General features: G+C 40.5%; 20 protein-coding genes. 19 read left to right on the forward strand and 1 reads right to left on the reverse strand.

Going from position 1 to position 20,975, the window contains the following annotated elements; genetic code table 11:
* Positions 1–109: 109 nt before the first annotated feature.
* The 4 genes from AC59HZ_RS30030 (at position 110) to AC59HZ_RS30045 (ending at position 4,972) form a co-directional block, all read left to right on the forward strand.
* Positions 110–1,078: a 2-keto-3-deoxygluconate permease gene (locus AC59HZ_RS30030; RefSeq protein WP_496549378.1), complete on the forward strand. Its 969-nt coding sequence runs from the start codon at positions 110–112 to the stop codon at positions 1,076–1,078.
* A 407-nt stretch (positions 1,079–1,485) separates the two neighbouring features.
* Entirely contained in the window at positions 1,486–3,201 is a 1,716-nt protein-coding gene (locus tag AC59HZ_RS30035) for an NAD-dependent malic enzyme (protein WP_496549379.1), read from the forward strand.
* Between the two features lie 297 nt (positions 3,202–3,498).
* Positions 3,499–4,269 (forward strand): phytanoyl-CoA dioxygenase family protein, encoded by a 771-nt coding sequence (locus AC59HZ_RS30040; protein ID WP_496549380.1) that lies wholly within the window; start codon positions 3,499–3,501, stop codon positions 4,267–4,269.
* 106 nt (positions 4,270–4,375) lie between these two features.
* Positions 4,376–4,972 carry a serine/threonine protein kinase gene (locus tag AC59HZ_RS30045; protein WP_496549381.1) on the forward strand — a complete coding sequence of 199 codons (597 nt, stop codon included), beginning with the start codon at positions 4,376–4,378 and terminating at the stop codon, positions 4,970–4,972.
* A gap of 112 nt (positions 4,973–5,084) precedes the next feature.
* On the opposite strand, the gene AC59HZ_RS30050 is transcribed toward AC59HZ_RS30045, so the two are convergent.
* The gene (locus AC59HZ_RS30050; protein WP_496549382.1) at positions 5,085–6,773 is read right to left on the reverse strand and encodes a GMC family oxidoreductase; all 1,689 of its coding nucleotides are present in this window, start codon (positions 6,771–6,773) and stop codon (positions 5,085–5,087) included.
* Positions 6,774–7,073: 300 nt separating this feature from the next.
* Between AC59HZ_RS30050 and AC59HZ_RS30055 the strand changes: the two genes are divergently transcribed.
* From AC59HZ_RS30055 to AC59HZ_RS30125, 15 genes are all read left to right on the forward strand, one after another.
* Complete coding sequence (locus AC59HZ_RS30055) at positions 7,074–7,949, forward strand: PHP domain-containing protein (protein WP_496549383.1); 876 nt, start codon at positions 7,074–7,076, stop codon at positions 7,947–7,949.
* 1 nt (position 7,950) lies between these two features.
* Positions 7,951–8,586 carry a DapH/DapD/GlmU-related protein gene (locus AC59HZ_RS30060; protein ID WP_496549384.1) on the forward strand — a complete coding sequence of 212 codons (636 nt, stop codon included), beginning with the start codon at positions 7,951–7,953 and terminating at the stop codon, positions 8,584–8,586.
* 97 nt (positions 8,587–8,683) lie between these two features.
* Positions 8,684–9,385, forward strand: coding sequence for a GntR family transcriptional regulator (locus AC59HZ_RS30065; protein WP_496549385.1), 702 nt, complete (start codon positions 8,684–8,686; stop codon positions 9,383–9,385).
* Between the two features lie 299 nt (positions 9,386–9,684).
* A complete protein-coding gene (gene phnG, locus AC59HZ_RS30070; RefSeq protein WP_496549386.1) occupies positions 9,685–10,110 on the forward strand; it encodes a phosphonate C-P lyase system protein PhnG in 426 nt (141 codons plus the stop codon).
* Between the two features lie 12 nt (positions 10,111–10,122).
* The gene (gene phnH, locus AC59HZ_RS30075) at positions 10,123–10,719 is read left to right on the forward strand and encodes a phosphonate C-P lyase system protein PhnH (protein WP_496549387.1); all 597 of its coding nucleotides are present in this window, start codon (positions 10,123–10,125) and stop codon (positions 10,717–10,719) included.
* Positions 10,719–11,846, forward strand: a complete 1,128-nt coding sequence (locus AC59HZ_RS30080) for a carbon-phosphorus lyase complex subunit PhnI (RefSeq protein WP_496549388.1) — start codon at positions 10,719–10,721, stop codon at positions 11,844–11,846. Before phnH ends, AC59HZ_RS30080 begins: the two co-directional genes overlap by 1 nt.
* A complete protein-coding gene (locus AC59HZ_RS30085) occupies positions 11,830–12,699 on the forward strand; it encodes an alpha-D-ribose 1-methylphosphonate 5-phosphate C-P-lyase PhnJ (protein ID WP_496549389.1) in 870 nt (289 codons plus the stop codon). Before AC59HZ_RS30080 ends, AC59HZ_RS30085 begins: the two co-directional genes overlap by 17 nt.
* Positions 12,686–13,531 (forward strand): ATP-binding cassette domain-containing protein, encoded by an 846-nt coding sequence (locus tag AC59HZ_RS30090; RefSeq protein ID WP_496549390.1) that lies wholly within the window; start codon positions 12,686–12,688, stop codon positions 13,529–13,531. The genes AC59HZ_RS30085 and AC59HZ_RS30090 overlap by 14 nt, the downstream gene beginning before the upstream one ends.
* Positions 13,532–13,555: 24 nt before the next feature.
* Positions 13,556–14,734 (forward strand): phosphonate metabolism protein PhnM, encoded by a 1,179-nt coding sequence (gene phnM / locus AC59HZ_RS30095; protein WP_496549391.1) that lies wholly within the window; start codon positions 13,556–13,558, stop codon positions 14,732–14,734.
* A gap of 29 nt (positions 14,735–14,763) precedes the next feature.
* Positions 14,764–15,474 carry a phosphonate C-P lyase system protein PhnL gene (locus AC59HZ_RS30100; protein ID WP_496549392.1) on the forward strand — a complete coding sequence of 237 codons (711 nt, stop codon included), beginning with the start codon at positions 14,764–14,766 and terminating at the stop codon, positions 15,472–15,474.
* A gap of 114 nt (positions 15,475–15,588) precedes the next feature.
* Positions 15,589–16,662: a phosphate/phosphite/phosphonate ABC transporter substrate-binding protein gene (locus AC59HZ_RS30105; protein WP_496549393.1), complete on the forward strand. Its 1,074-nt coding sequence runs from the start codon at positions 15,589–15,591 to the stop codon at positions 16,660–16,662.
* Between the two features lie 36 nt (positions 16,663–16,698).
* A complete protein-coding gene (gene phnC, locus AC59HZ_RS30110) occupies positions 16,699–17,487 on the forward strand; it encodes a phosphonate ABC transporter ATP-binding protein (protein ID WP_496549394.1) in 789 nt (262 codons plus the stop codon).
* Positions 17,477–18,262 carry a PhnE/PtxC family ABC transporter permease gene (locus AC59HZ_RS30115; protein ID WP_496549398.1) on the forward strand — a complete coding sequence of 262 codons (786 nt, stop codon included), beginning with the start codon at positions 17,477–17,479 and terminating at the stop codon, positions 18,260–18,262. The genes phnC and AC59HZ_RS30115 overlap by 11 nt, the downstream gene beginning before the upstream one ends.
* On the forward strand, positions 18,262–19,122 hold the full coding sequence (locus AC59HZ_RS30120; protein ID WP_496549395.1) for a PhnE/PtxC family ABC transporter permease: 861 nt from the start codon (positions 18,262–18,264) through the stop codon (positions 19,120–19,122). Before AC59HZ_RS30115 ends, AC59HZ_RS30120 begins: the two co-directional genes overlap by 1 nt.
* A 417-nt stretch (positions 19,123–19,539) precedes the next feature.
* Positions 19,540–20,760, forward strand: coding sequence for a metallophosphoesterase family protein (locus AC59HZ_RS30125; protein WP_496549396.1), 1,221 nt, complete (start codon positions 19,540–19,542; stop codon positions 20,758–20,760).
* Positions 20,761–20,975 lie beyond the last annotated feature (215 nt).

Raw genomic sequence — 20,975 nt, forward strand, 5'->3', positions numbered from 1 at the left:
CTGCTTACTTTTTTTATTTACAAAAAGAATGATTAAACTTTCATAATCTATGAAAACGGTTTACATGAGAATATGATAGACATGTAGCAAGACAAAGGAGGATTCAAAAATGCAAATTCCTATTAAGAAAACGCTTGATAAAATTCCAGGTGGTCTAATGGTTGTTCCACTTTTTTTAGGGGTATTAACAAATACATTTTTTCCGCAGGTTTTACAAATTGGAAGTTTTACAACAGCATTATTCAGTAAAGAAGCATCATCAACTATTTTGGCATGTTTTATGTTTTTAATTGGTTCCCAAATTAATTTCAAATTAGCACCAAAGGCATTAAAAAAAGGTGCAATATTATTAACAGGAAAATTTATCGTAGGTGCTGGTATTGGTTTAGCTGTAGCAGCGATTTTTGGGCCTGCCGGAATACTAGGATTAACACCATTAGCCATCCTTGCAGCGTTATTAAATGCTAATGGCGGGTTATATGCATCTCTTGCTTCATCGTATGGTGACGAAACGGATGTAGGCGCATATGCATTATTTTCTTTAAAAGACGGTCCATTTTTCACATTAGTGGCATTAGGTGCATCCGGCCTTGCCACCATTCCTTTTCAAACACTTCTTGGAGTATTAATTCCAATCGTAATCGGAATGATTTTAGGAAATATTGACCCTGATATGAGAAAGTTCCTTGGAAGCAGTAAATTATTATTAATCCCTTTTTTCTCATTCCCATTAGGTGCCGGAATGAACCTTTCAACTATTGTGAAAGCTGGAGGTCCTGGGATATTACTAGGAATAATCGCTGCATTCACTGGAATTGGAGCTTACTTCCTATTGAAGTTATTTAAAGAAAACCCTATCGTTGGTTTAGCAACAGGGTCAACTGCAGGAAATGCGGTAGCTACACCAGCTGTTGTGGCTGCAGCAGATCCAACTTTAGCCGCAGTAGCATCTTCAGCTACTGCACAAGTTGCAGCTGCATGTGTCATATCTGCCATCGTCTGCCCGATTATTGTGAGCTATGTATTTAAAAGGTCCGAAAAGAAAAAAGCGAAACTATCGATTGCAAGGGCAGCCTGATAAAAGTAACGTAAATTTTATAAACACGAAAAAAGTGGAAGATAAAACAAAGCGGTCAGTTGGTTTTTACTGTCTGCTTTGTTTAATTACAAAAAAGGGACATTAAATTAAAAAAACTAGTGTACTAAGGAAAATGTCATTAACATGGAAAGATAGAAATCTATGTTCCCGTAATTGTACGAGTAGTTATTTAAGAGGCTCTGTTAAACGATATTGTTGTTTTTTTATACTCTGTTGATTGGAGCGGAAGGCGCTCGACTCCTGCGGGAGTACGGGGCTGGGGAGACCCCACAGGCGCTAAAAGCGCCGAGGAGGCTCCCCGGCACGCCCGCGGAAAGCGAGCGCCTGGAGCGGAAATCAACAACCAAATTTAACAGAGCTATTTAAGAAAGAAAGAAGGAAACACCATGAATGTACCCGAGAATGTTATTATTACAACATTAAAAGGAAAAGAAGTTCTCACTAATCCTTTTTTGAATAAAGGAACGGCTTTTACGAAAGAGGAAAGGGAAGACCTTGGACTCGACGGTCTGTTACCTCCTCAAGTGCTTACCCTTGATGAACAAGTAAATAGGATTTATGAACAATATTCGATGCGGACGACGAATTTATTTAAACACGGTCTGCTTTATGATTTATATAACCGCAATGTTGTTCTGTTTTACCGTTTGTTGAAAGAACACATTGCAGAAATGCTGCCAATTATCTACACTCCTACTGTCGGTGATGCGATCCAGTCATACTCCCATAGCTACCGCCGTCCCGGAGGTTTATATCTTTCCATAGATGATCCTGAAGGCGTGGAAAAGGCATTCTATAATCTTGGACAGCCCAAAAGTGACATTGATTTAATCGTCGTTACCGACTCTGAAAGTATTCTGGGTATAGGGGACCAAGGGGTAGGCGGTATTAATATTGCAATTGGTAAACTTGCCGTGTACACAGCGGCAGCTGGTATTGATCCAAGCCGTGTTCTGCCAGTCGTGTTGGATGTTGGTACGAACAATCAGGCTTTGATCACAGACCCTATCTATATTGGCAACAAATTTGCCCGCGTCCGCGGTGAGCGTTATGATCAATTCATTGATTTATTCGTTCAGACTGCAAGAAAGTTCTTTCCAGAGGTTCTGATTCACTGGGAGGACCTTGGCAACGTGAATGCGCGTAAGATATTGGACAAATACGGTGACAACATCCTTACCTTCAACGATGACATCCAGGGAACAGGTGCAGTAACCCTTGCTGCTATTATGTCTGCTTTGAAAGTAACAGGAGAATCCATGAAAGACCAGCGCATTGTTATCTTCGGGCCAGGGGCTGCAGGTATCGGCAACGCAGACCAAATGGTTGATGCCATGGTTCTTGAAGGGCTGACCAGAGAAGAAACCTATGACCGTTTCTGGGCGATCGACTATCGCGGGTTACTAACAGATGAAACATCAGATGTCCTTAACTTCCAGAAGCCTTATGTAAGAAAGGCAAATGAAGTAAAGGATTGGGATCAAAATGAGGATGGGATTATTTCATTAATGGAAGTCGTTCAGAGGGTGAAGCCGACCATCCTGATTGGTACTTCGGGACAAGCCGGTGCCTTCTCTGAGGAAATTGTGAAAGAAATGGCCAAGCACGTTGAGCGTCCAATCTTTTTGCCTATGTCCAACCCAACTGCTCTGGCTGAAGCGGTGCCGGAAAATCTGATTAAATGGACAGATGGAAAGGCTCTAATTGCTACCGGCAGCCCGTTTGCCAATGTAGAATACAATGGTGTTTCCTATGAAATTGGCCAGTCAAATAACGCATTTGTCTTCCCAGGTCTTGGCCTTGGAGCCATTGTGGCAAAAGCGGAAGTGATCTCAAAAGGAATGTTCGCTGCTGCTGCATATGCGGTTGCAAGAATGTCTGACTCCAGTAAACCTGGATCATCCCTGCTGCCATCCATTGAAAAACTTCATGAAGTCTCGAAATACGTAGCCATTGAAGTAGTTAATGCTGCAATACACGAAGGAATTGCAAGAGCGGATATTCAAGATGTTGAGAATGCTATTGAAGATGCTATGTGGAAACCTGAGTATAAGGAAATAAAGAGTGTAGGTATTTGGACAAACATTCATTCCTATGCATGAGTAAATAGTTAAATAAAATGCCTGTACTCCTGGTAATTGAAAAAATTAATTATTCAAAGGTCTTCCTCAGTTTACTGAACTGGCGGGAGGCCTTTTCTTCATATTGGAAGTCATATCCCCTATTCGCCCTCGATATATTTATTTTGAGGGTAATGCCCCATTAATACCTTTAGTTTTCCGCATTTAGGAATCAGAACGAACGCCCTTTTAACCCTTACTTAGGGCTTGCACCTGCAACAAAAAATTTCCATTACATATTATATCGAGATTTCATTAGAGGGGACTGAAATTCGTAGAATGATTCTAAAAAAATTTACAGAAGACCAGCTTATGAAATGGGAGCAGGATGGTTGTCTCTACATTCCAAACGATGGGCTTTATAGTGTTGGGGTAAAAGAAAATTTAATCAAATGGGTTGACGCAGTTCAAAATTTCCCGGAAGTAAGAGGGAAATGGATGAAGTATTATGAAAACAGTCTTAAAGACTGTACAAAAATACTAAATAGAATTGAAAATTTTCTTCCTTATCATTCGGAACTAAATGAACTAGTAAATGGAGAATGGATGCTGGGGCTTGTTTCACAATTGTTTGGAGAAGAAGCTGTTCTTTTTAAGGAGAAAATTAATTTTAAGCTTCCGGGTGGAGAAGGATTTAAACCACATCAAGATGTACAGGCTGGATGGGATGAGTACGGACATACATTGCATATTTCCGTTGCCATTTGTATTGATGAGGCTAATGAGAATAACGGGTGTTTAGAATGCGCTTTAGGCGAACACAAAAAAGGATTACTTGGACCAATGTATGAAGAGCTTCCGAAAGAGGTTGTAGATAAATTAGATTGGGTTTCTTATCCTATGCAGCCCGGTGATATGATAATATTTGACTCCTATACACCACATCAATCTGGACCAAACCTTACAGACACAACAAGAAGAATGATTTTCTTAACATTTAATAAGCTCTCTCAAGGAGATTTTCGTGAAGAATATTATAAGAATAAACGAAAAAATTTCCCGCCTGATTTTGAAAGAAAACCTGGAGAAAAATATAAATATAAAATATAGTAATGGGATTTTGATGTCCTGGTAGCCATGAGGAGAGGAGATATTCCAAAAATGAAACGTGAAAACAACCATGTTTTCGTATCTATATAAAAGGTAGGCGGGTTTAATGGAGATAGACGATTTTACATTAATCCAGGTGAACAAACCAAGTGGTTGGAAAAAAGTCGAAGTGGTGAACAACCCAACTTCCTACGAATTAATCGGTAGAGGTATGCAAGGCGCTGTGTTTAGGTTACCAAACCAAAAGTGCGTGAAAATATATCCAGATGAGAAACATTGTAGATGGGAAGAAGAAGTACTAAGAAAAGTTCAAAAATCCCCTTTCTTCCCTAAGTTATATGATTCAGGAGCAAACTATTTAATCATTGAATATATAGAGGGAATAACTTTAAAGGACTATTTGAAGAATATGGAAGCTATACCGTTGGAAATAACCCAAAAGATTGTAACTATATTTAAAGAAATGGAGCACCTAAAATTCACTGACTATGATATATATTTACGTCATTTCATGGTCACAAATAATAAAACACTAAAGGTAATTGACCATGTGAAGTCCTTTACAAGAAATCGTCCTCAACCGAAGTATTTTTTCGAAGACTTAAGTAATCTTGGTCTATTGGAATCGTTTTTATCTCAAGCCCAAACTATCGACCATAGCCTTAATGATAAATGGAAAGAAACTATAGAGAAATACTTATGATTTAAAAGGCGAAAAAAACCTTGATCAAATTGGTCAAGGTTTTTCGTTTCTGAGAAAAATCAAGGAGATAACTTAGGGGAGATCATTTTATCATTTATGTTTCGATAAATTTTTAAAAAGGAAACCCTTCTTGAATAAATCGTACTGCATTTAGTCCAATCATTTGAGAAGGCATGGAAGTGTTTCCATCTGGTAATATAGGGGAAATAGAAAGATCGGCTACTTTCAGTTTTTTTGTACCAAAGACATTTAGATATTCATCTACAACCCCAGTTAGAATACTATTGCCCATCTTGCATTGACCACCAAAATGAGCGAGATTACGATAAGAAGCTTTTACATAACCTTCTAGTTGTTTGCGCCGCTCTTCCTTATCATCCATCTTAAAGACACTTTCAGGCGGATAGACAACTTTGTAGATGCCATCGGGATCTAGTTTACGGGCTTTCTTCATAATACGGTAAGTGTTCAAATACTGTTCAACCATAAAATCTAAGTCATTCGAATTCCCCAGCGGATTTAGATCGATAGAAGGATATGCCTCAGGGTCGCTGTGTGCAGCCAATATCGTCCCCCTGCTTTTAGGGTTAACGTCAAAAATGCCTATGCTCATAATATTGCTCTTTTTTGTTTGATCGAACCCCCAATGATTAGCCAATACATCTGGAGCTGGAATAAACGAAGGTGTTGTCGATCCATATAATTGAAGACGCCGGCCTCCGCTTTTGCCTTCTCCTTTAAAAGCACCCAGTGGAAATGGATTGTCTGGGTCAGCAGAAATAAGCTCTAAAAGCCGCTCCGTTGCTACTTCTACTCCTATTCCAACAGTAAAATGACTTTGAAAGTTATGTCCTACATTTGGACTGTCAATTAATGTGGTAATACCAGCTCTTGCTAAATCATCCGGGTTCCCAATTCCAGAACGCTGTAAAATAACGGAAGAAAAATTACCTGCACTGACAATGACACCTTTAGATGCACGCGCAATATTTGTTTTACCGTTTTTTACAAATTCAACGCCCACAGCAACTTGAAATCTGCCAGCTTCTTTAAATAAAATTTTATTCACTGTTGTTTTGGTCAGGATGACCAGCTCTCTGCCGTGTACTCCAAACTCATCCGCGTGAAATTCATCGCCTTGTGTAACAATTTTTTTATTTAAATACCCTGTTGCGGTAGAGGAACGAACGTAATGTTCATTTACTTCTTCATTTAAAAATTGGGATTTGTAAAATGTACAACCTCTTATTCCAGTATTATAGTCTTCGACAATTGGAATATTTAACACTTCTGATGTCGCTTCGGCTAATGTAACAGTCAGCCCATCTTCAGGAATGTTCTGTTGTCTTACAAATATAGGGCCCTTTCTTCCTCGTTCTTCCGATTCTTCTGTTTCACCTGTGTAAGTTTCATTCTCTTTGAATAAAGGACGAACTTTGCTGTAACTCCACTGAGATCCAATGAGTTCTGACCACTCATTATAGAGTTTTCTGCTTCCACGTACAGCATACATTGCATTATGCTCGGAACTTCCCCCGATAGCTCTGCCGCTTGATACACGAAGCTGCTGGTTCGCAATATTTGGCTCAGCATTGGTCATGATGTTAAATGAGTGCCTATTATCAGTGGATAATATACCTGATACTGCACCAGAAGGGCTGCTCAGTTCTTTTGTCATATTGGTTCCAGGTTCAAGGAGGAGTACAGATGTAATTTTGTCATCTGTTAATTTTTTGGCAATTACTCCTCCGGCAGTACCAGCCCCAATCACGATATAATCGAAAGTGTTATTGGTTGACACACTAATACTCCTTTCAATATTGGTAATTGTGAACTCAACAATATATATATGATTTTTAAAACATATGGTGTAAATGCCCTATCCCTTTTCTTATTGGATGAATCAAATAGTGATTCATCCCGTGGCCGCCCGTTTAAGACAGTTGTCGAACATTAGTTTAGTAAGAGTATAACCCCGCCCTTTTTTAGGAACGGTTTTATAAAGTCTTAACAGATTTTTAACCATGCCTTTACCTATCAAACTTGGCACCAAGTTATTCTAGAAATGAATAGACTGCCATTTTGATAGGGGGAAGTAAAGATGAAAGTTGATTTGCACTGCCACACGAATATTTCTGATTGTTCTTTTTCTTTCGGAGAGATTTTAGACCTGGCATTGAAGGAAAAGGTGACCCACCTGGCCATTACGAACCACGATACAACCAAAGGATTAGATGAGATGGTTCTTCTTGGGAATGAAGCGGATATCAAAATCATCCCTGGTATTGAAATTTCTGCCTTTGATTTTAGCAGGAATCGAAGGGTCCACATTCTTGGCTACTTTATTGAACCTGGTCATTCTGCTTTAAAATATCTATGCGACCCTCTGTTGGAAAATCGTCATCGTGCCTCCTATTGCGCGGTTGAAAATTTAATAAACCGTGGGTATTCCATTAGCTGGGAACAGGTGAAAAAATATGCTGAGGGTGGAACGGGCGTTTATAAGCAGCATATCATGCATGCCCTTATTGAGAATGGGTATACGGTATCTATATACGGAGATTTGTATAGAAAGCTATTTTCCCGCGGTCAAAATGGGCAAGCGCCAGGGATAGCATATGTGCCTATGAAGTATGTGGATGCACGATTGGCAATCCAGGCGATTATTCAAGCGGGAGGGGTACCGGTTCTTGCCCATCCTGGTCAGTACAAGAGTTTTGAGGTAGTTCCAGAGCTAGTGGAAGCGGGACTGCAAGGAATTGAGGTCTGGCATCCCCTTCATGGAGTAGAGGACGAAGCAAAGGCTAAACTTTTTGCTGCTCAGTACGATTTGGTTATGACGGGCGGCACCGATTTTCACGGATTTTATGATGAAAAAGAAGTACTGATCGGTTCCAAAGATCCAGGAATCGGGGCGGTTGAAGGGTTACTTGAGCGGAAAAAATTATCTTCTTTGGTAGAAAAGGGTCTGATATAAAATGAATTTTATCCATCAGCCTAAAAAGGAAAAAATTTTGTCATCAGACCCATTAGTCCACGAGAGCAGTCATATTATCAATAGCTACGCCGGGAATTGGACCTCCATCGGTCCATGCAATGAAATTATTGAATCTAAATTAGATGACTATACCTATACGATGGACGATGTAACGATTAACTATTCAGAAATTGGTAAGTATTGTTCCATTGCCTCTCACGTTTGTATAAATCCGGTCAATCATCCAATGAGTCGTGTAACTCAGCACCACATGACTTATCGTCGAATTTCTTATCGATTTGCTGAGACCGATGATGAAGAAATCTTTAAATGGCGGCGGTTAAATCGTGTTAGGATTGGCCATGATGTTTGGATTGGACACGGGGCTATTATTATGAAAGGTGTAAGGGTTGGAAACGGTGCTGTTATAGCTTCCGGTGCTGTTGTTACAAAAGATGTTGAACCATACACAATCGTTGGCGGTGTGCCTGCTAAACCGCTAAAGGAGCGTTTCTCTAGGGAGATTGCAGATAAATTGGAGAAAATCGCCTGGTGGAATTGGCCTCGAAAACTAATGGAAGAGCGTTTTTATGAACTAAATGATTTGGAGACTTTTCTTAACAAGTATGGGAAGTAGGTAATGATAAGCGGTGTACCTAAAAAGGGTATACCGCTTTTGGTTTAAACAGATTCCTTGTTATACTAATGAAAATAAAGGTAACAGGAGGATCGGTATGGCAGGTGAAATGGAAATTGTCGACGAGTTGATTTCGGATATCCAATCAGGTAAATATGCCCCTGAGGATAAACTGCCCTCGGAAAATGAATTGGCCGATAAGTTTCAGGTTCCAAGGATAACGATACGGAAAGCGTATGAAAGACTCCAGGAACTTGGTTATATTTATTCCAAACAAGGACGGGGAAGCTTTGTAAAGGACAGAAAAAAACTAATACCTCTTATGCTTTCCGGCGATGTCTCCTTCAGCCAAAAAATGCTTGAGCAGGGATATCAATTTAAAACTAAAACAATCTTTAGTGAAGAAATCGAATATAATAAAAAAATTTTTCGTTTTCTAGGTGCGGAAGAAACGGACAAGGTCTTTAAAATTGGACGGCTCAGGCTGATTGATGAAAAGCCAATCGCCTTTCACACATCGTTTGTGTCACAGGTGGTATTTAAGGATATCGTGGAGGAAGGGCCAAAGATTACGTCCATGTTTGATTATTATAGTAAAAAGGGCTTTTCAAATTATTCTTCTGCCCCAACTATCTTAAGTGTTGTTTTCCCCACACAGTTTGAAAGGGAGGTGCTTGAGTGTTCAAGCCTGATCCCGCTCTTAGAGTTAGAATCCGGCTGTTTGGATAAAGAAAGCTCAGCCGTTTTGGAATATACAAGAATATTATACCGAAGTGATCGTTTCACTTACCAAATTTAAAACCAGCATGCGTGCTGGTTTTTTATTTTTGCAATAGAAAAGGCTGTGTTAAAGGTAAGTGGTGATTATTTAACTCTGTTGATTGGAGCGAAGCGACGAGGAGGCTCCCCGTACCGCCCGCGAACCGCTCTTGCCTGGAGCGGAAATCAACAGCGAAGTTTAACACAGCCCTATAAAAAAATCACATTTACGGTCCCTTAACAATACCTTAAGGCTTTTAACGGTTTCTTTACATCCACCAGCTTGGCAACAAGGTAGATTGGAATTAAAGAAATTCCAACAAAAATGGAGGCAGGCTGATGAGAAGAAAAAGAAGAACAGAGATTTTAATCAATGGTTCTAAAGAAATAGCCGCCACGATGGCTAACGAAATACTCGATCATTATGAGACAAAAATAATGGAAGAACCGAATGATGGGCTTGTCATGGTAAAGGTTCGAGAATCCGCCAAGCAAAGCCTTTTCTATATTGGAGAAGTGTCTGTCGCAGAATGCAAGGTTCGAATTAACAATAGTCTGGGAATTGGAATTGTGACAGGACTTGACAAGGAACTGGCATACCATCTTGCGGTGATTGATGCCGCATACAAGGCTTCGCTTAAGGAGACAGAAGGTTGGGAGCAGTTGTTGCTGGCAGAAGAGAGAATGATAGAAAAAGAAAAAGCAGCCAAAATGAATCAGGTTCTTAGAACAAAAGTCAACTTTGAAACCATGGATACGGAATAGGGGTGAAGACTAATGACATTCAATCTAGTGCATGATGTGCAGACGGCTTATCGAAAAGTGATTAATTCAATGTCAAGACCTGGGAAGATTAGCACTCTTCAGGAAGAGACAGCAAAAGCTGAATTTCAAACGGGGTGTTCCCCTTCGACAGAGGTTTTGGCGCTCATGTTCCTTGATACAGAAGTATCCTTTAAAGTGATCTCGGCGCGTGAAAACCATATAACGGGGTTGATTAATCAATTTACCTATGCAAAAGCAGCGGAGGCTGACCAAGCTGACTTTATCTTTATATTGAAGGATTGTAATCAGCAGCAAATTGAAACAGCCTTAAAGTCAGCGAAAATCGGAAGTCTCACCAATCCACATGAGTCAGCCACCATCATTATCGAAACAGAAAGCATAAGAAAGGGAATAGATCTTGTGTTGACAGGGCCCGGAATTGAAACAGAACAAAACGTAAGTATGTCTAACGCGGACAAATGGCTCGAACTTCGGAATGAAATCAATAAAGAGTTTCCCTTGGGAAATGATATTATTTTTACGGATAACAATCATTCTATCTTATGTTTGCCAAGGACAACTCGAATTAGGAAGCGGGTGACAGAGTAATGGGATATGTTGCTGTAAAAGGTGGAACCCTTGCCATTGAAGAAGCTATCAAGCTATTAAAACATGAAAGGTTTAAACATGGGACAGTCCTGGAAACCCAGAAAATCGAAGCTGGAATGAGAGGTCTGATTGATCAGGTAATGTCAGAAAGCAGCCTTTATTGCCCAAAGCTTGCAGCCATCGCGATTAAACAAGCTGAAGGGAATCCTGAGGAGGCCGTGTTCCTATTGAGAGCCTATCGTTCTACACTTCCGAGAAAACACTATTCAAAAATAGCCGACCCGGCAGAAATGCAGATTGAGAGAAGGATATCAGCAAGCTTTAAAGATATTCCGGGCGGTCAAGTACTTGGAGCGACAACGGACTACACCCATCGTTTGATCGACTTTAGTCTTGTAGGAGAAGCAGATCAGGATGCATTAAAGTGGCTCAAAGCCTATCAGCTTGAGGCAATGCAAGATGAAGAGAAACCGGCTGGGCGCTTTCCCAAGGTTCTTAATTATTTAAGAAAAGAAGGGTTAATGGCTGAGTGCAGTGATGATAATCGAATGCCGGACGATGTGACGAAAAAAAGCTTGGAATTCCCAAGCAGCCGCAGTCAGCGCCTGCAAATACTTACACGTGGCCAGACTGGTGCTGTCACTTCCTTCGCCTATGCGGTCATCCGCGGGTATGGAGCCTTGCATCCAACTGTTGGTGAACTTCGGGTCGGAAGTCTGCCGCTCTGTATCAATGACCCGATGGATGGACTTAATGATGACTTGGATGCCTATTATATTGGTGAGATCAAAGTGACAGAAGCGGAAATGCTCATGCCGGTTACGGTAGAAAAGGGACATGGAAAAGAAGAAATAGAGTTTGAAATTGGATATGGGCTTGTGTATGGACAAAACGAGACAAAGGCTATCGCTATGGGGATCCTTGATCACAGTCTTGAACGGGGAAATGCCGAATATCCTTCCGGGGATGAAGAATTTGTTCTCTATCACATTGATTCTGTGGAATCGACTGGATTTATTTCACACCTAAAAATGCCGCACTACGTTACGTTCCAGTCAAAACTGGACAGTGTCAGAAAAACGAAAAAAAGCGAAGTGGAGGCGAACACCGATGCAGTTAAACTATAATTTTGCTTTTTTTGATGAGGGCTCAAAGAGGGAAATCAGACGAGCGACGTTAAAAGCAGTAGCCATTCCGGGGTATCAGGTACCGTTTGCCTCAAGGGAAATGCCGATTGCTAGAGGCTGGGGTACCGGCGGACTTCAGTTGACGCTCTCCCTTATTGGCCAAAATGATGTTTTAAAGGTGATTGACCAAGGATCGGATGAATCGGTTAATGCGGTGAATATTAAAAAGTTAGTATTCGACACCACGGGAATTGACGTAACAGATGAAACAGAAGAAGCAACGATTATTCAGTCTAGGCATAGGATCCCGGAAGTTCCATTAAGGGATGACCAGATTCTGGTATTACAGGTTCCGCTGCCGGAACCACTGCGTCTATACGAATCAAGTGAATTCGAAACAAAAAAACTTCATGCTGAGAAAGAATACAGCGGAGCTTGGGTCATGTTGTTTGAACAGATAATGAAATACGGCACGACAGCGACCAACGCTGACCATCCGGTTATGATTGAAGATCGATACGTCATGGCGCCAAGCCCAATACCTCGATTTGATAATCCGAAAATGCACCGGTCTGAGGCATTAATTTTGCTGGGTGCAGGCCGCGAGAAAAAAATTTATGCTGTTCCGCCATACACAGATGTGGAATCGTTAGCGTTTGATGATTACCCGTTTGAGGTGGAAAGATTTGATGACAAATGCTGTAAATTATGCGGATCAACAGGAGTATTCCTGGATGAGCTGTTCGATGAGGATAGCGGTGAAGTGGACTATCAGTGCAATGATACAAGCTATTGTTTATCTCAAAAGAATAAGAGTTCAATGGTTAGGGGTGAAAGAAGTGAGTGGTTTTGAGACGCCGATTTTATCCATAAAAAACTTCAATAAGCAATTTGGCAAAGGATGCCTTGAATGCTGTGACACAGGTACAAGAAATTTGCTCAAAAACTACTGTCCAGCCTGCAGGACGGTATATGCCTGCCAAGATATAAGCTTTGATTTATATCCGGGAGAGATATTAGGGATTGTCGGCGAAAGCGGCAGCGGAAAGTCGACGCTCATGAGATGCCTTTACTTCGACCAGGAAGTAACAAGCGGTGAGGCCTACCTCCATAATTATGAAGGCGGCAGGCAGAATCTTTTTCAAGAATCTTCCCAGAAACAACGATATATCCGTAATCACTTGATGGGCAAAGTGTATCAAAATCCGCTGCTGGGTCTTAAAATGAACTTTTCTTCAATCGGAAATATTGCTGAAAAATTGATATCAGCTGGAAACCGGAACGTATCTCAGATGGAATCACGTGGAAAAGAACTTCTTCAATATGTGAATATCCCCGATTACCGGATGAAGGAGGCCCCCAAAAATTTCTCTGGCGGAATGCAGCAGCGGGTTCAGATTGCCAAGGCGCTTTCAAATAACCCGCCAATCCTATTGTTAGACGAAGTGACGACAGGATTGGATTTATCTGTTCAAGCCAGTGTGCTTGATTTAATCAAGCATTTGCAAAGGGAAATAAATATTAGCATGATTGTGGTTTCGCATGACCTGGGAGTGATTCGAATGCTTGCCGACCGTTCACTTGTCATGCTTGATGGGAAAGTAATCGAACAGGGATTGACCGATCAAATTCTGGAAGACCCCCAGCGTCCTTATACCCAACAGCTTGTTCAATCGCTTCTCTAATTCTCGTTTGATGGAGGAAAAAAGATGTATCTGATTACAAACGGCCGTATTATTACGGAAGCAGCTATATTAGAAGGTTTTGACCTGTTAATTGAAGATGACAGAATTAAACAGATTGCTTTTGCTGGCGACATTCCGATTGAGGATAATGTCGAAGTAATCGATGCTGCAGGCGGATATGTGTCACCGGGCTTCATTGATGTGCATTCCGATTATATTGAGCATATGGCTGCACCAAGGCCTACTTCCTTAATGAATTTTCAATTAAGCCTGAGGGAAGCGGAAAAGGAATTAATTACTCACGGTATTACAACGATGTACCATTCTCTCTCATTGTTTAAGTTTACCGAGTACGCTTATAAGCCTATACGCGAGCCGGAGAATGTAAGAAAATTTATTGATTTGATTGATCAGAGCCATAATAGCAGTCATTTAGTACGACACCGGTTCCATGCAAGATTTGAGATTGACAATGTTGATGAGGTAGATAATCTTAAGTCTTTCATTGAGGAAAAAAAGGTCCATCTGATTTCATTTATGGACCATACTCCAGGTCAGGGACAATATCGAGATTTAGAAGTGTATCGAAATACTGTTAAAGGTTATAACGAAATAACCGATGCGGAGATTGATAGAATCATAACGAAACATATGATGAAAGAAAAAATTGCGATTGAAGCGATGCAGGAAATCGCCAGGGCTGCCAGGGAAAATAAGATTGCCATTGCCTCTCATGATGATGATTCACTAGAAAAGCTGGAGCTAGTAAAAAGCTTCGGTGCCCAAATAAGCGAGTTCCCAATTACGATGGAAATTGCGAAGAACGCAAAGGAAAAGGGGATGTTCACCGTGGCGGGAGCGCCTAATGTTCTTCTTGGAGGCTCGCACAGCGGAAATCTTTCCGCAGCTGAAGCAATTCAAGAGGGGGCGATTGATATATTGTGCAGTGACTATTACCCTGCCGCCATGCTCCATTCCATCTTTGAGATGAACAAAAATTATGGACTCGATCTTGCCGAAATGTTTAAGCTTGTCACCATTAATCCTGCAAAGGCTGTGAAGCTTGATCATGAAATTGGTTCAATCAAGGAAGGTAAAAAAGCTGATCTGTTGATAATTGAGAAAATCCAGCCTGATTTTCCTGTCATTACGGCGGTAATGGTGGACGGGAAGCTCATTCAAAAAACAAATTATCGTGTTTGAGGGACATTTTACTGAGAGAAGGTGAATACGTGGAAAACATATTATCCATTGAAGGTTTAGCTAAATCTTTTACACTTCATAATTTGAAAAAACAAATCAAAGCGATTAATCAGATTGACTTGTTTGTAAAAGATGGAGAGTTTATCGGAATTACAGGGAAAAGCGGGAGCGGGAAATCAACGATTTTAAGATGTATTTATCGAACCTACCTGCCTGATGATGGCGCGATTTGGTACAACTCCAATAAATTTGGACCGATTAACTTAGCGGCAGCAACTGAACGTGAGATGGTTTACTTGCGGAAGCATGAAATTGGGTATGTGTCACAGTTTCTGAACGTTATGCCTCGGACAACTGCTAGGGAACTAATCAAGCAATCCATCATTGAAATGGGACATAACGAGGAAATCGCCGAAATGGAAACGGTGAAAATGCTCGAGCATTTTGAATTAGACCGGGAACTATGGGACAGCTATCCTGCTACTTTTTCTGGTGGAGAGAAGCTGCGGCTAAACATCGCCAGAGCAATGGTCAAGCGTCCAAGACTTCTGCTGTTGGATGAGCCAACAGCGAGCCTGGATGAGTCATCGAAACAAAAGGTGAAAATGTTAATTGAGCAATTGATCAACGAAGGGACCACAATGATAGGAATCTTTCATGATCTTGAATTTATGAGGGATCTATGCAACCGGGAGTACAAAATCAAAGATGGAAAAATGCCCGTTTCGACAAAATCCTAGCAATCCTTACAATATCTTAGCAAATTCAAAATAGTAAATTTACACTCTATTAATAATAGGTTTGTATAATTCAAGTAGATTTAATCGATATAAAACTTAGGAGGCGTTCTATCCATGTTGAAAGCATTGAAGAAAAAATTGATGAAAAGAGCCATGCTAGTATCTTTGACTGCCCTAGCCATTTTTGCAGGAGGATGCTCTTCGCAAACGGAAGGATCTGCTTCAGGTAAAGCAAATGATGATACCATTACGATTGCCTGGCTGCCAAATGAATCGGGCGCTGATTTAGAAGCAGCGAGAGACGAGATTGGAAAGGAAATTGAAGCTGCAACAGGCAAAAAGGTAGAACATAAAACGACAACTGATTACATTGTGGCCATTGAAGCCGTTGCTAACGGTAATGCAGATATGGCATTCTTAGGAGCTCAGGGTTATATTGAAGCCCATAATAAAAATGAAAAGGTCGAGCCGCTGGTCGTTCCAAGCGGTGAATCTGGTACGCTTGATGACGCTGTTTACTACAGCTGGCTTTCAGTAAACAAAGGGGATGCCGATAAATATAAAGATGGCGATAAGTTCGCTATCGATAATATTGCTGGAAAGAAATTCTCTTTTGTTTCCAACAGCTCAACGTCTGGATTTAAAGTTCCTTCTACGGGTATTGCCGACTATTTCAGCAAGAAGAGTGAATACAAGGGCTTAAAGCCAGAAGATCTTCTTGAAGGCGGCAAGAACAAGTTCTTTAGTGAAGTGCTTTATGGCGGATCTCACCAAGGTTCTGCAGTAAACTTGTTAACTGGCAAAGCGGATGTTGCTGCATTTTGTGATACATGTGTTGCAAACTATGTGGAACTGGCTGACGGGGAACAGAACAAACCTGGAGCGGTATACAAGGTTAAAAAGGATGCGGCTGAGCCATTCAATACACTTCCTGGAAAAGAATTTGAGGTCATTTCTGTTACACCAGTTCTAAATTCACCATTTGTTGTTAACACAGAAAGCGTCAATGATGAGGATCAAAAGAAGATTCTTGATTTATTAACGAGTGATGAGACTGCTAAAAACGAAAAGATTTTTGTTCCAGAGGGAGCTCAGTTTTCAGGATTATTCAGCAAGAAATCTGGTAATGAACGTCTGTTAAAGGTAGAAGACAGTTTCTTTGATCCAATTAGAGAATTATCGAAGTAATCTGTGGTGAAAAAGTTCAAACAAGGAGAGTTAGCAATGACAGTGCTATTAGATTTGAAAAATGTATCAAAGCAATATGGTAAAGATACAAAAGCGCTATCAGATGTTAATTTCTCTGTTAAAGAAGGAGAGTTCGTTTCCATTATTGGTCCATCAGGAGCGGGGAAATCAACTCTCCTTCGCTGTATCAATCGGATGATTGATGCGAGCAGCGGAGAAATCATGTTTGATGGGAGAAATGTATGTACGCTTGGTAAAGGGGATTTAAAAAAGGTTAGAACCAAAATCGGGATGATTTTTCAGCATTACAACCTTGTGAAAAGATTGAGTGCAATCGAAAATGTCCTTCATGGAAGGCTTGGCTATAAGTCAACATTAGCAGGTGTATTGGGTTTATACACACAAGAGGAGAAAGTAAAAGCCATCGAGCTGCTGGAGAGTGTGGGACTGGGGGATCAGATCTATAAACGGGCCGATCAGTTGAGCGGCGGACAAAAGCAGCGCGTTGGAATTGCAAGAGCGTTAATTCAGGGACCGAAAATGCTTTTATGTGATGAGCCCATTGCTTCACTTGATCCGAACTCATCGAAAATTATTATGGATCACCTGAAAACGATATCCACCTCTTTTGGAATTACATGCCTGGTTAACCTTCATCAGGTAGATGTGGCCTTAAAGTATTCAGACCGAATTATCGGGGTAAATAAGGGAAGTGTAGTTTTTGATGGTCCTCCAAGTCAACTAACGGAAGAGCTGATTCACGAAATTTACGGGTCAGAAGCGGGAGAATTAATCTTTGAACTGGGTGGCAGAAATGCAGGCTGATATTTTACTAACCAAGAAGATTCGTTCCTTTTCCTTCGTTCTTTTGCTTGCGGCTGTAACGGCAATATCGGTTTTCATTACGGAGTTTAACTTCGCAAAAGGCTTTTCCTCTGTTCCGAAGGCTTTTGTCTGGTCTATTTCAAATTTTTATCCCGACGCGAATGCCTTAGAGAGACTCCCAGATATCCTTGGCAAACTGGAGCAGACCGTGCTGGTTTCTATTGCCGCGACGACCGTTGCATCCATCTTTGCTTTGTTTTTTGCACTAGCTGGTTCAAGTGCCACTCAATTCAATCCGTTTTTGAGTAAAATCAGCAGATGGATCGCAACAGTTTTCCGTAACATTGATATTTCCGCATGGTCCATGATTTTGCTCTTTTCATTTGGCCAGAGTGCCTTAACGGGATATTTTGCTCTGTTCTTTGGTTCCTTTGGTTTTCTGACGCGGGCCTTTATCGAAACCATTGACGAAATAAGCAGCAGCTCTGTAGAGGCATTAAGGGCAACAGGAGCCGGATATTTTTCAATCATTTTTCAATCCGTCATTCCCTCTGCTATTCCGCAGTTGATCAGCTGGGTATTATTTATGATTGAAACAAATATCCGCAACGCCACACTTGTAGGTATTTTAACTGGGACGGGTATCGGGTTTGCTTTTAATTTGTACTATAAGAATCTTGATTATAACACTGCAAGTCTAGTGGTTATCGTTATTATTCTAACGATTTTTACCATTGAATGGCTGTCAAACTACGTTAGAAGGGTGATTTTATAGTGGAAATAAAATCGTTAGCTGTTGAATCAGGAGCGGGAGCCGAGTCTAGTCGCCCTCAGCCTGGAAAATTAAGGCCTTTTAACAAAGCTGCATTTGTAATTCAGATAACGTTACTTTCACTTTTGCTGTTAACTGTATATGGATTTATGAACTTTGATTATAAGGATATTAACTTTACGGAAGCAGTGAAGTTGACGATAGAAAATGTGAAAACAATGTTCATCAATCCAAAATTTAATCATTTCACTTTTGGAGAGGCACTATATCAAGTGATCGTCACGCTTGGACTTGCGGTTTTGACCACTCTGTTTGGAGCTGTTATTGCCCTGTTTCTAGGTTTATTTGCCGCGCAGAACTTAGCCAATAAAAAAGTATCGGTACTTGTTAAAGGTTTTGTGACGTTCATCAGGTCTGTACCTACTGTCTTATGGGTGCTAATCTTTGCCGTTGCAGCTGGCCTGGGAAGTGAGGCAGCTGTCATCGGAATGACATTTCACTCTGTTGGCTATCTAATCAAAGCGTTCTCCGAATCCTTCGAGGAAATGGATGAAGGGTTAATAGAGGCACTAAGAGCCAGTGGGGCAAATTGGTGGCATATTATCTTTCAGGCGGTCATCCCATCCACCATTACCTATTTAATTTCCTGGACTTTCTTGCGTTTTGAAATTAACTTTGCTGTTGCGGTTGCAATGGGGGCTGCAGCCGGAGCTGGCGGGATCGGATTCGACATGTTCATGGCAAGCGGATTTTATTATGATATAAAAGAAGTCGGAGTGATTACCTATTTTATTCTTGGATTTGCCATTTTACTTGAACTCGTTGCAACAAGAATAAAAAGAAATTTGAAAATGGGGAATTAATTGAAGGGGTCTATCTACATGGATCACTATTTTGGAAGGCGATGAATACAAAAATCATCGCCTGTTACTTTTTATAAATTTTTTAGTAGAAATAATATTTACTATTCCTTTACAATTTCAGCTTTTCCTCATTCTACTTTATTCCTATTATCCTAAGAATTGATGAAAATCCAATGAATTTTATAAGTCCAAATACCTAAAACTATCCCTTATTTGAATAAAATATTACTTACATTTGCTTAAATTAAGAGACAATATTCCTGATTAACAAAAAATAACAAAAACCTTACCTTCCTCTAAAACTGAATTTACAATCTTCTGATAAAGTGTGAGATGTAAGTATGGATTAATGCTTGAATGTTCGACTTGGCTTAATTTCAAAATCTAAAATCTATTAAAAATTAGGGGGGAAATTAAATGAGTAATCAAAATGAAAACAAGGTTTTTAACAGAAGGGACTTCATAAAAGTTGGAGGGATGACTACACTTGCCTTAACGATAGCGTCTGCAGGAATTCCAGGTGTAAATGTATTAAGTAGCGTTGCCCACGCTGAAACAAACGATAATGCGAAACTACAATTTAATGCAAATGGAAAGTATAAAATTGTACAGTTTAACGATACGCAGGATGATGAGCATATTGATCGCCGTACCATACAGCTAATGGAAAAAGTCCTTGACAATGAGAAACCGGATTTTGTAGTTCTAAATGGTGACAACATTACAGGCGGCTGTAATTCCGAGCTTGAGATGAGACAAGCAATGAACAATGTTGCCCAGCCAATGGAACAAAGGGGTATAAAGTGGGCAGTAACCTTTGGGAATCATGATGAGGATTCAACACCAAAAGGCGGCCTTGATGAGGAAGCCATGCTTAAATTTTATATGGCATACAAATACAATGTTAATCAGCCAGGAGCAACTGGCATTAATGGTTCTGGGAACATGAACCTGCTAATTAGGGATTCTGCAGGCAAAAAAGCGGCATTCAATCTTTGGCTGCTAGATAGTGGCAGGTATGCTCCTCAAACGATTGCTGGTCAGAATTTTAGTGGATATCCGACTTGGGATTGGATTCGAATGAATCAGATAAACTGGTATTATGAGACTTCCAAAAAGCTGGAACAGCAATTTGGCAATAAAGTACCTTCTCTTATGTTCATTCATATTCCTTTATGGGAACACCGCTTTATGTGGTTTGACAGTGTCGATAGTCGAACAGAGGCGGATCATGCCCGTGCTGTAGCAAAGCATCAAATAGTGGGAGAAAGAAATGAAGAGGAGTGCCCGGGGCCATTTAATAGCGGGATGTTTTCAGCTATGCTTGACAGGGGAGATGTCAAGGGGGTCTTTTGCGGCCATGACCATGTAAATACATATATGGGGAATTACTATGGGATTTTACTAGGTTATTCAGGCAGTACAGGGTTTGGCGCTTATGGGCTGTCTGGTGCCGAGAGAAATCGCCTACGCGGTGCCCGTGTATTTAATTTGGATGAGAATGAACAGGATGTTTTAGTAGAAACACATATGGTTTTTGCAAAGGACTATGGCATAGATCTTACTGCTAATGACCAAAGCACTGAACCAGCCCTAATACCAGAAAACAAAAAACAAGAAAAAGTAATTTTAAAATAGAAGTAAAAGTAATCTGCCGTCGAGTCGTTAGAATGAATGAATACATGTGTTAGTTCTGCTCTTTATTAAAGTGTACCCTTTGTATAGGACAGTTAAAAAAGCCTAGGCAGTTTTAAGAAGATGATCTCTGTACTGAACGAGGGCACTGAAAAACTTACGTTTTTTATTTTTAAGTCTCAATTCAATACAAAAAAAGGCAATTTACTCTGGTTTTA

The sequence above is a fragment of the Neobacillus sp. DZ-9 genome, from assembly GCF_059587065.1.

Excerpts from the sequence above, each read along its gene's own strand:
- AC59HZ_RS30115 (WP_496549398.1), top strand. The coding sequence starts at position 17,477 with ATGCAGGCTGATATTTTACTAACCAAGAAGATTCGTTCCTTTTCCTTC.
- phnC (WP_496549394.1), top strand. The coding sequence starts at position 16,699 with ATGACAGTGCTATTAGATTTGAAAAATGTATCAAAGCAATATGGTAAA.
- AC59HZ_RS30040 (WP_496549380.1), top strand. The coding sequence starts at position 3,499 with ATGATTCTAAAAAAATTTACAGAAGACCAGCTTATGAAATGGGAGCAG.
- AC59HZ_RS30065 (WP_496549385.1), top strand. The coding sequence starts at position 8,684 with ATGGCAGGTGAAATGGAAATTGTCGACGAGTTGATTTCGGATATCCAA.
- AC59HZ_RS30045 (WP_496549381.1), top strand. The coding sequence starts at position 4,376 with ATGGAGATAGACGATTTTACATTAATCCAGGTGAACAAACCAAGTGGT.
- phnG (WP_496549386.1), top strand. The coding sequence starts at position 9,685 with ATGAGAAGAAAAAGAAGAACAGAGATTTTAATCAATGGTTCTAAAGAA.
- AC59HZ_RS30055 (WP_496549383.1), top strand. The coding sequence starts at position 7,074 with ATGAAAGTTGATTTGCACTGCCACACGAATATTTCTGATTGTTCTTTT.
- AC59HZ_RS30105 (WP_496549393.1), top strand. The coding sequence starts at position 15,589 with ATGTTGAAAGCATTGAAGAAAAAATTGATGAAAAGAGCCATGCTAGTA.
- phnM (WP_496549391.1), top strand. The coding sequence starts at position 13,556 with ATGTATCTGATTACAAACGGCCGTATTATTACGGAAGCAGCTATATTA.
- AC59HZ_RS30030 (WP_496549378.1), top strand. The coding sequence starts at position 110 with ATGCAAATTCCTATTAAGAAAACGCTTGATAAAATTCCAGGTGGTCTA.
- AC59HZ_RS30080 (WP_496549388.1), top strand. The coding sequence starts at position 10,719 with ATGGGATATGTTGCTGTAAAAGGTGGAACCCTTGCCATTGAAGAAGCT.
- AC59HZ_RS30125 (WP_496549396.1), top strand. The coding sequence starts at position 19,540 with ATGAGTAATCAAAATGAAAACAAGGTTTTTAACAGAAGGGACTTCATA.
- AC59HZ_RS30060 (WP_496549384.1), top strand. The coding sequence starts at position 7,951 with ATGAATTTTATCCATCAGCCTAAAAAGGAAAAAATTTTGTCATCAGAC.
- AC59HZ_RS30035 (WP_496549379.1), top strand. The coding sequence starts at position 1,486 with ATGAATGTACCCGAGAATGTTATTATTACAACATTAAAAGGAAAAGAA.
- AC59HZ_RS30085 (WP_496549389.1), top strand. The coding sequence starts at position 11,830 with ATGCAGTTAAACTATAATTTTGCTTTTTTTGATGAGGGCTCAAAGAGG.
- phnH (WP_496549387.1), top strand. The coding sequence starts at position 10,123 with ATGACATTCAATCTAGTGCATGATGTGCAGACGGCTTATCGAAAAGTG.